The organism is Shewanella sp. 10N.286.45.A1 (genome assembly GCF_041470405.1).
Classification (GTDB): domain Bacteria; phylum Pseudomonadota; class Gammaproteobacteria; order Enterobacterales; family Shewanellaceae; genus Shewanella.
The window spans coordinates 1-8,820 of record NZ_JBFRMK010000136.1; the positions used below are offsets into that span (position 1 = coordinate 1).

General features: G+C 44.8%; 8 protein-coding genes. 7 read left to right on the forward strand and 1 reads right to left on the reverse strand.

Annotation, left to right across the window (positions count from 1 at the left end; translation table 11 throughout):
• Window positions 1-88: 88 nt before the first annotated feature.
• Window positions 89-334: a DUF1289 domain-containing protein gene (locus AB4238_RS11160; RefSeq protein ID WP_372033513.1), complete on the reverse strand. Its 246-nt coding sequence runs from the start codon at window positions 332-334 to the stop codon at window positions 89-91.
• A gap of 236 nt (window positions 335-570) precedes the next feature.
• On the opposite strand from AB4238_RS11160, the gene AB4238_RS11165 reads away from it, so the two are divergent.
• The 7 genes from AB4238_RS11165 to AB4238_RS11195 all read left to right on the forward strand — a co-directional run bounded on the left by AB4238_RS11165 (window position 571) and on the right by AB4238_RS11195 (window position 8,755).
• Window positions 571-1,743, forward strand: a complete 1,173-nt coding sequence (locus tag AB4238_RS11165; protein WP_372033514.1) for a chemotaxis protein — start codon at window positions 571-573, stop codon at window positions 1,741-1,743.
• A gap of 169 nt (window positions 1,744-1,912) precedes the next feature.
• A complete protein-coding gene (locus AB4238_RS11170) occupies window positions 1,913-3,187 on the forward strand; it encodes a methyltransferase (RefSeq protein WP_372033515.1) in 1,275 nt (424 codons plus the stop codon).
• 260 nt (window positions 3,188-3,447) lie between these two features.
• On the forward strand, window positions 3,448-4,497 hold the full coding sequence (locus AB4238_RS11175; protein ID WP_248973741.1) for a 3-oxoacyl-ACP synthase III: 1,050 nt from the start codon (window positions 3,448-3,450) through the stop codon (window positions 4,495-4,497).
• Window positions 4,498-4,572: 75 nt separating this feature from the next.
• A complete protein-coding gene (locus tag AB4238_RS11180) occupies window positions 4,573-5,478 on the forward strand; it encodes an alpha/beta fold hydrolase (RefSeq protein WP_372033516.1) in 906 nt (301 codons plus the stop codon).
• A gap of 6 nt (window positions 5,479-5,484) precedes the next feature.
• A complete protein-coding gene (oleC, locus tag AB4238_RS11185; protein ID WP_372033517.1) occupies window positions 5,485-7,191 on the forward strand; it encodes an olefin beta-lactone synthetase in 1,707 nt (568 codons plus the stop codon).
• A gap of 6 nt (window positions 7,192-7,197) precedes the next feature.
• Complete coding sequence (oleD, locus tag AB4238_RS11190; protein WP_372033518.1) at window positions 7,198-8,304, forward strand: 2-alkyl-3-oxoalkanoate reductase; 1,107 nt, start codon at window positions 7,198-7,200, stop codon at window positions 8,302-8,304.
• 46 nt (window positions 8,305-8,350) lie between these two features.
• The gene (locus tag AB4238_RS11195) at window positions 8,351-8,755 is read left to right on the forward strand and encodes a GFA family protein (protein WP_372033519.1); all 405 of its coding nucleotides are present in this window, start codon (window positions 8,351-8,353) and stop codon (window positions 8,753-8,755) included.
• The last annotated feature ends 65 nt before the right edge of the window (window positions 8,756-8,820 follow it).

Here is an 8,820-nt window from a genome sequence, read left to right on the forward strand (position 1 = left end):
ATGGTCAAACTTTTAATGCGATTGGTATAATCGACTTTATTATAAAGTCATAAAATATAAAAAAGCCGCTTAACGCGGCTTTTTTGTTTTATGTTGAGCTGTTGTCAGTGTCGGCTATTCTAGCCTCAGCTTCTAACCATTTGGCACGGCTTAAAATAGCGCAATTCTCACCATCGACCATGTCAGCTTTACGCTGTTCAAGCTTGGACCAGATTTGTGCTTTTATCTCTTCAGTGGCACTACCCCAACCGACAATTTCGTCAATGTGGCGATAGCATCCCATACAGTAATCATCTTCATTTAGCCCACAGCGAGCGACGCAGGGAGATTGCATATTATTGTGCACCTGTTCGAATTTGCGTCGAAGTGTAAGTTAGCTAGAATTGAGTTACAAGTGAGTGGTTAGATCTATGACTTATAATCTAGTAATAACTGACTAGGTATGAGTGATCCTATTGAGTTTATGAACGCTCAGCTTTGCCAGTAGTGTTTAAGCTTAACCAGTGGTAGTCTCCGCGAAAATCACTCTTTAAGTCTAATTTTCAGTGTTTGCAATTTTTTGGAGGCTTTATGAGAGCGATATGTCGATTTTGCTTTGTTAGTGTTATTGGCGTGTTAGTGGCAGGCTGTTCGTTATTAGAGGTAAAGCTTGAGAGTGGTATTGTGCCTCTGCCAAAAGAGCAATTAAATATGCGGGTGTTTAGCCGTGATTTTAGTACTGCTTTTTACAGCCAAGTAGAGAGTGCGGCTGATATGATAGAGCGAAATAGCGATAGCATTCCCATCAAATCAAACTCCTTGATGTGGAAAATTAATGCAGAGCAAAATTTGCAACATACCATCTTTCAAGCATCACCGACTGCGGCGATGGTTGATACATGGGTATTCACCGAACAGATGGCGCAGTTTTTTGAAGCGGGAGCCGGTAAAAATGTATTCGGCGAGAAGCAACAAGCGGCTGTTGATGTCAGCAGTAGCTTGAGAAATCAGTTTGAGCGAACAATTAAAAACTTTGATGCTAGCAATTTCAAAAAGAATCAAGCTTTCGTAAAACAGTATGTAGCCAAATATCCTATCAAAGATATGTCATTTACTCGCCAATCAGCTTTTACTGATTGGCTTGAATATAATGAGAGCAATGAGTTTGATGCGGTTACCACGTTTGGTACCGTGCCTGAGGTGATGAGTGATATTTCAGACAGAATGGCAATGCTCGCTGAACAGATGCCAAAAATGCTAGGATGGAAAGCGGAACTATATGCTTTGCACTCCAATATTAATGCTGAAGAGGTGCAAGCTACCTTGATGAGTATTAGTAATACGTCGGCTAAGTTTCAGCAGTTGATGGCGCAAAGCCCTGAAATGTTGCAAACATTGGCAGTTGATCTGCGCCGAGAGCTTACACCACTGCTTGAGCAATTAAGTGAGTCTACTGATGATAAGCTTAGTCAGCTTTCAGTCGAGCGACAAGCATTGGAATTGATGGTTAGAAATGAGCGGGTTGCACTTGAAACTATGGTTGCCAGAGAAAGAGCTGCTGCCGCAGTTGACTTAGAAGCAATCTCGGAGCAAACCGTTAAAGTCGTGTTTGAAGAGCTCACTAAAATCTTGAAAAGCTTAATTCTCTATTTTGTACTGTTCTTGCTGGTGGTATTTTTCGCGCCGCTAGGACTCGGAGTGTGGCTGGGTAAGCGCATGCAAATTAGAAGCAGTGAGAAGCAGGTTCTAAAACCGAGCGTCTAGCTGTGGTAAACTAACGTCATTAATCAAAAGGAGACACTGTCAGTGTCTCCTTTTATTGTCTTTAGTACTAAGCTATATACTAGCAAGTATAGAAGCGGTGAGTATTGAAGTACTCTTTAATGGAGTATCAGTATTCCACTTTTCAGCGTTGAATTAACCATTATTGAATATGCCGCAAAATAATAGTCACACACTCAGCTTTGCCGCTCAATTGAAGCAACTTGATCGCTTACTCTATGCCAGTCGTCCGCTGTGGCAGAATCGTAGTTTTGAGTGTGCACAACTACCTTGGGCAGAGGCTTTTCCGACACTTGCTGAGGCGGTGTGGCAGTTAGCAGACACTGAACTTGATGAAATAGATACTTGTCAGTCGCGCCTTAATGAGTTGCTTTTGCCATCGCTGCGTGATGATTTGATGGCTGCGGGTTTGGATTGGAACTTAAGTTTTTTGGTGCCAAGCCCAGTTTCAACAGCAGAAAAGACGGTTGATACATCAATTGATACCGCAACTGCCACAGAATCTTTGCTTGATTTTGAAGATATGGCACACTTCAGCGCGCATATTAAAGGCCGGAAGTGGCAGCAAATAACCGCATTTTCGGCGAAGATCCCCGCAAGTAACCTACCAGTGCTTGAGTGGTGTGCCGGTAAAGGGCATTTAGGCCGCTTAATAGCCAAGTTAAATAAACGCACTGTTACCAGCTTAGAATGGCAACAGAACTTGTGCGATGCCGGCCAGCAGTTTGCCGATAAGTGGCAGCTGCCACAACGTTTTATCTGTGCTGATGCCTTTGATGCGCAGCAGCAGCTTAAAAAAGAACAACTTGCAGTGGCGTTACATGCGTGTGGCGATCTGCACATCACCTTACTTAAACACGCTAAACAAGCTGGGACTAAGCAGTTAGTGATATCACCGTGTTGCTATCACCTTATTAAGGCTAAGTCTTATCAACCATTGTCTAGCGTCGCTAAAGAGAGTGACCTTAAATTGAGCCGTGCCGATCTGCAGTTACCACTGCAGCAAAGCACCATTGCGAGTGAGAAGCACAAACAGTACCGCTTACAAGAGATCGCTTGGCGATTAGCTTTTGATTCATTACAGCGAGAAATGCGCCAAGTGGATGAGTATCTGCCTGTCCCGTCGATAAAGCTTAGTCAGTTAAATGGCTCTTTTGAGGCTTTTTGTCGATGGGCTGCTGCGAGCAAACAAGTGGTTTTAAATGAGTCGATAGATTGGGCACATTACCAAGCATTGGGATATGAGCGACAGCGACTCACTCGCCGTATAGATTTAGTGGCGCATCTGTTTCGAGCTGTACTCGAAAAGTGGTTGTTACTTGACCGCGTTTGCTATCTTGAAGAGAGTGGCTATCGAGTTGAACTGAGTGAATTTTGTGCAAACAGTGTTAGCCCTCGAAATGCGCTAATTAGCGCATTTAAATAGAAAAATCGTAGATTTGTAATTTAATAAGTGCGTAACAATTTGTTTATTAAGTTGTAATTAAGTCTGCTGTGATTGAATTAAGTGTAAAAGTAGTGCCATTTTTATAGAAAAGCCGATGATATAGCGCATTAAAAGGTCTCAGATATGAGGTTTTTTATTGAATCATCGGCTTTTTCTTGCTCAAATGGCTGGTTAATAATAAATAATTATCTATGTTGGTTGAAACTCAACCAATGCAGTGAGCGATTAAATTAAGTTCCATGAAATATTCCCGCGTTTTTATCAATAGCATGGCCTACGAATTAGCGCCTGAAGTTGTTTCGACTTCGGAGCTTGAATCTCGTTTAGCGCCGTTATACAAAAAGTTTCGTATCCCGATGGGGCAACTTGCTACATTGACAGGGATCCATGAAAGACGCTGGTGGCCAAAAGGGCATCGACTTTCTGATGGAGCTTTGGCGGCGGCGCATAAGGCAATTAATGAAACTGATGTTCAGATCAGCGATTTAGGCGCAGTGGTTTACACTGGTGTTTGTCGTGATCAACATGAACCTGCAACCGCATGTCGGATTGCCGCTGAATTGGGCGTTTCCAAAGACACCGCCATTTACGATATCAGTAATGCTTGTCTAGGCGTGCTGTCAGGTATTCTTGATATTGCTAACCGTATCGAGCTGGGGCAGATCAAAGCGGGCTTAGTGGTCTCTTGTGAATCGGCTCGTCATATTGTTGATATTACTATCGACAAAATGCTGGCTGAGCCAACTATGCAGAATTTTGCGCAGTCACTGGCCACGCTAACCGGTGGTTCAGGCGCTGTCGCTGTGTTACTGACAGATGGTAGCTTAGGTTTAAAAGGCGCTCGTCAGCATCAGTTGTTAGGCGCAAGTCATTTGTCTGCACCGCAGCATTACGATTTATGTCAGTGGGGGCTCGAAGAAGCGGGCCCGCAATTGTACCGTGAATTTATGCGTACCAATGGCGTAGCGTTGCTTAAAGAAGGTGTTGAACTTGCACGCCACACTTGGACGCACTTTTTAGATCAGCGTGACTGGTTAGTAGAGCAAGTCGATAAAGTGATTTGCCACCAAGTGGGCTCATCGAATCGCCGTAATGTACTTGAAGCGCTCAATATTCCAGAAGAGAAAGAGTTTCCTACCTACAAACTACTGGGCAATATGGGCACGGTTTCTTTGCCTGTTACCGCAGCGATGGCGCACGATCAAGGTTTCTTGAAAACGGGCGACCAAGTGAGCTTTTTAGGCATAGGCAGTGGCTTAAACTGCATGATGCTAGGGCTTAAGTGGTAATTGAATACACTAGCAGTTAAACACTGCTAGTCAGCCCTTCATAGATAAGCTCAGTAAAGAATTATAGGAAGCGTCATGTTAGACACTCTGCACCCATTTAAACGTAATTATTTAGATAGAAACGGCAATAAGCTGCAATACGTCAACGAAGGATCGGGTGATCCTGTCGTCATGGTTCACGGCAATCCAAGTTGGTCGTTCTACTACCGAAATCTTATTAGTGCATTGAGCGACAAGCATCAGTGTATCGTCCCTGATCACATTGGTTGTGGCTTATCTGATAAGCCAGATGACAGCGGCTATGATTATACCCTTAAGAGTCGTATTGACGACCTTGAAGCGCTGCTTGAGCATCTTGATGTAAAAGATAATATCACGCTGGTGGTTCACGATTGGGGTGGAATGATTGGTATGGGTTATGCGGCCCGTTATCCTGAGCGCATCAAGCGTTTGGTGATTTTAAACACTGGCGCGTTCCACCTTCCAGCCTCTAAGCCTTTTCCATGGGCATTATCAATTTGCCGCAATACGTTACTTGGCACTTGCTTAGTGCGTGGTTTTAACGCGTTCTCATCAGCAGCATCCTATGTTGGCGTTAAGCGTAAGCCTATGCATAAAGATATTCGACAAGCCTATGTCGCGCCGTTTAACTCGTGGGCTAATCGTATCTCTACGTTACGCTTTGTACAGGATATCCCGTTAAAGCCGGGTGACCGTAACTACGAAATGGTGTCTGAGATTGCTGCAAGTTTAGATAAATTTGCTAAGGTGCCAACGGTCATCTGTTGGGGGCTACAAGATTTTGTATTTGATAAGCACTTCCTTGATGAGTGGAAACAGAGAATGCCCCATGCAACCGTGCATGAATTTGCAGACTGTGGCCATTACATTTTAGAAGATGCAGCAGATGAAGTTATCGGTCATGTAACAACCTTTATCGATGAAAATAGCATTGAAGTTGCCCAAGACTCGGTGGCATAAAAAACGATGAACACATCGCTTGAGAGCCAGCAGTCAGGGGCTAACCTTTGTCGTCACTTGGTTAATGCTGCTAACAATATTCCCGACTCTCTCGCGGTTGCGGTGCAACATTCTCATGGCCAGTCCGTTGCGAACTTAAGTTATGAAGAGATGGACTTTCAAACGCTTAATGCAAAAAGTGACCACATTGCGGCGGCGCTTATTCAGTTTGGGTTAAAGCCCGGTATGAAAGCGGTGTTGATGGTTACACCGAGCATCGACTTCTTCAGTTTAACTTTCGCGCTGTTTAAAGCTGGCATTGTTCCTATCTTGGTTGACCCTGGTATGGGGGTTAAAAACCTCAAACAATGTTTTATTGAAGCCCAACCTGATGTCTTTGTCGGCATACCCAAAGCCCATATTGCCAGACGCCTGTTTGGCTGGGGAAAGGGCAGCGTTAAACATTTGATCACTGTAGGCGGGAGCAAAGTCGTTAATGCTTTCACCGGTGCGGTTAGCCTTGAGCACATCGTCAAGCAAGTAAGCCATACTCAACCTTTTGAGCTGCAATGGTTGGCAGAAGATGCGATGGCGGCAATTTTGTTTACCAGCGGTAGTACTGGCACCCCAAAAGGCGTGGTCTACTCTCATAAGATGTTTGAAGCGCAAATTAGCGCACTCAAACATGACTATGCCATTAAATCGGGTGAGCGTGATTTAGCCACGTTCCCGTTATTCTCGTTATTCGGTCCAGCCCTTGGCATGGCTTCTATCGTGCCTGATATGGATGCCAGTAAGCCGATAACCGCGAACCCTGATTTTATCTTTGCTGCCATTGATAAGTATCAGTGCAGCAATATGTTTGTGAACCCCGCGCTGATAGAGCGTTTAGGGCAAGCAGGAAGTCTGACTCATCATCAATTAGGCAGCATTAAACGGGTTATTTCTGCAGGTGCTCCTGCCACTATTTCATCAATAAAACGTTTTAGCAGCATGCTTAATCACGATGTTGAAGTGCTTAACTCTTATGGTGCGACAGAATCGCTGCCGTTAAGTAAAATTGGCAGCAAGGCGCTCTTTGAGACGACCGATGTCACTGACAATGGTGGTGGGATCTGTGTGGGTAGCCCCATTGCTGGGGTTGATATTACTATTATTGATATTGATGAAAGTCCGATTAACCAGTGGCATGATGAGCTAACGCTTGCGGCCAATCAAATCGGTGAAATAGTGGTAAAAGGCCCCATGGTGAGCCGGGCATATTATCAACGAGAGAGTGCCACTCAGGCCGCCAAAATCATCGATGGCGATAATGTTCGTCACCGTATGGGCGATCTAGGGTATCTGGACGACAATGGATTGTTATGGATGTGTGGCCGTAAGGCGCACCGAGTTGATGCAAAAACCGCTGGCGACAAATTACAACGTTACTACTCTATTCCAACTGAGCGTATTTTTAATACTCACCCTGATATTCAACGTAGTGCGCTAGTGGGGGTGACTGTTGCAGGTAAAATAACGCCTTTAATTTGTATTGAATTGAATCAGTCCTTGGCGTGCGCCAATTCAGCGGTACTTTATGCTGAGCTTAGACAATTGGCAGAGCAACATAGCCACACCCAAGGGATAGAACGTTTTCTTATCCATGCCGATTTCCCGGTTGATATTCGCCACAACGCTAAAATATTTAGAGAAAAATTGGCGGTTTGGGCCCAGAAACAGATCAAGGAATAGATGATTGTGTCTGACAATAACGCCAATACTCCTGTTTTAAGTGATTTTGCTCAAGCCGAGCAAATTGCACTTACCCATTTAAAGCCGCATATATCCCATGCATTTGTCACCGGCGCAGGTGGCTTTTTAGGTAAAGCCATTTGTGAACGTTTGCTCGCTGTCGGCATCAAGGTCACAGGTTTTGCTCGCGGTGATTACCCGCAGCTCACTGCGATGGGAGTGACGATGGTCAAGGGCGATCTTGCAGATGAGTCTGCTGTGTTGGCTGCCATGCATGGTTGTGACATTGTATTCCATGTTGCGTCTAAAGCCGGGGTTTGGGGCAGTAAACAAAGCTATTATTCACCTAATGTTGATGGGGCTCAGTACATCATCAACGCCTGTAAAAAATCGAATATCAGCAAGCTTATTTATACCAGCACCCCAAGTGTTACCTTTGCTGGTGTTGATGAAAATGGCTGCGATGAGTCTGCGCCTTATGCTGATAAGTACCTCAATTTTTACGGTGAATCAAAAGCGGTTGCCGAAAAGATGATGATAAATGCCAATGGCGATGACACTGTTGCTGGTGCTAAGCTGCAAACGGTATCGTTAAGGCCACATCTTATCTGGGGACCGGGCGATCCACATTTGGTGCCGCGGGTGCTTGAGCGAGCCAAAGCGGGGCGCTTAAAGCTTGTGGGTAAGCAAGATAAATTGGTTGATACCATTTATGTGGATAATGCCGCTTATGCCCATATTTTAGCTGCTGAGAAATTATGCGTGGCCAGTGCGCACGCAGTACAAGCTCTGTGTGCAGGTAAAGCTTATTATCTGAGTAATGATCAGCCTATAACTATGGCGGCCATGCTCAATAAAATTCTCGATTGCAAAAACTTGCCAGCTGTTAATAAGCGAGTGCCTACTTCGCTGGCTTATGCCGTGGGCGCGTTGCTTGAATCGATATACGGCCTAATAGGTAAGACAGAAGAGCCCATCATGACTCGCTTTGTTGCACGGCAGCTTTCAACGAGTCATTATTTTGATATCAGCGCCGCTAAGTCAGATTTAGGCTACAGCGCGATAGTCAGTATTGACGAGGGTATGCAGCGGCTTAAAAAGTCGTTAGCTTAACGTTTTATTTCAATCAGATTCAAGTCGCAACTCAAGGAGTAGAGTGATGCAAACAGCCAGCTGCAATTGTGGCCAATTATCCCTATCTGTAAGCGGTGATCCCATTCGGGTTTCCGTGTGCCATTGTAATGCCTGCCAAAAACGCACTGGCAGCGCTTTTGGTGTGCAAGCTCGCTATCCATTAAGCCAAGTCTCTTTTGCTGGTGTCAGTCATCATTATCAACGTGTTGGTGATGATGGCGCGACGATCACTTTTGAGTTTTGCCCCCATTGCGGCGGAAATCTATGGTTCACCATGGATGTTATGCAAGATGTGGTTGCTATTCCATTAGGCAATTTTGCCGATGATACGGTGCATAAATCCCAGCTTGCAGTGCCTAATGTGGTGGTTTATCAAGACCGCTGTCATGATTGGGTAAAGCTTGAAGGAATTGATGAAGTTTATGATTAAAGTGAACTCACATCGGGAATAAAACCTGCACCTTATAGTTGTTAATATTAGGGGCTGTTGACCTT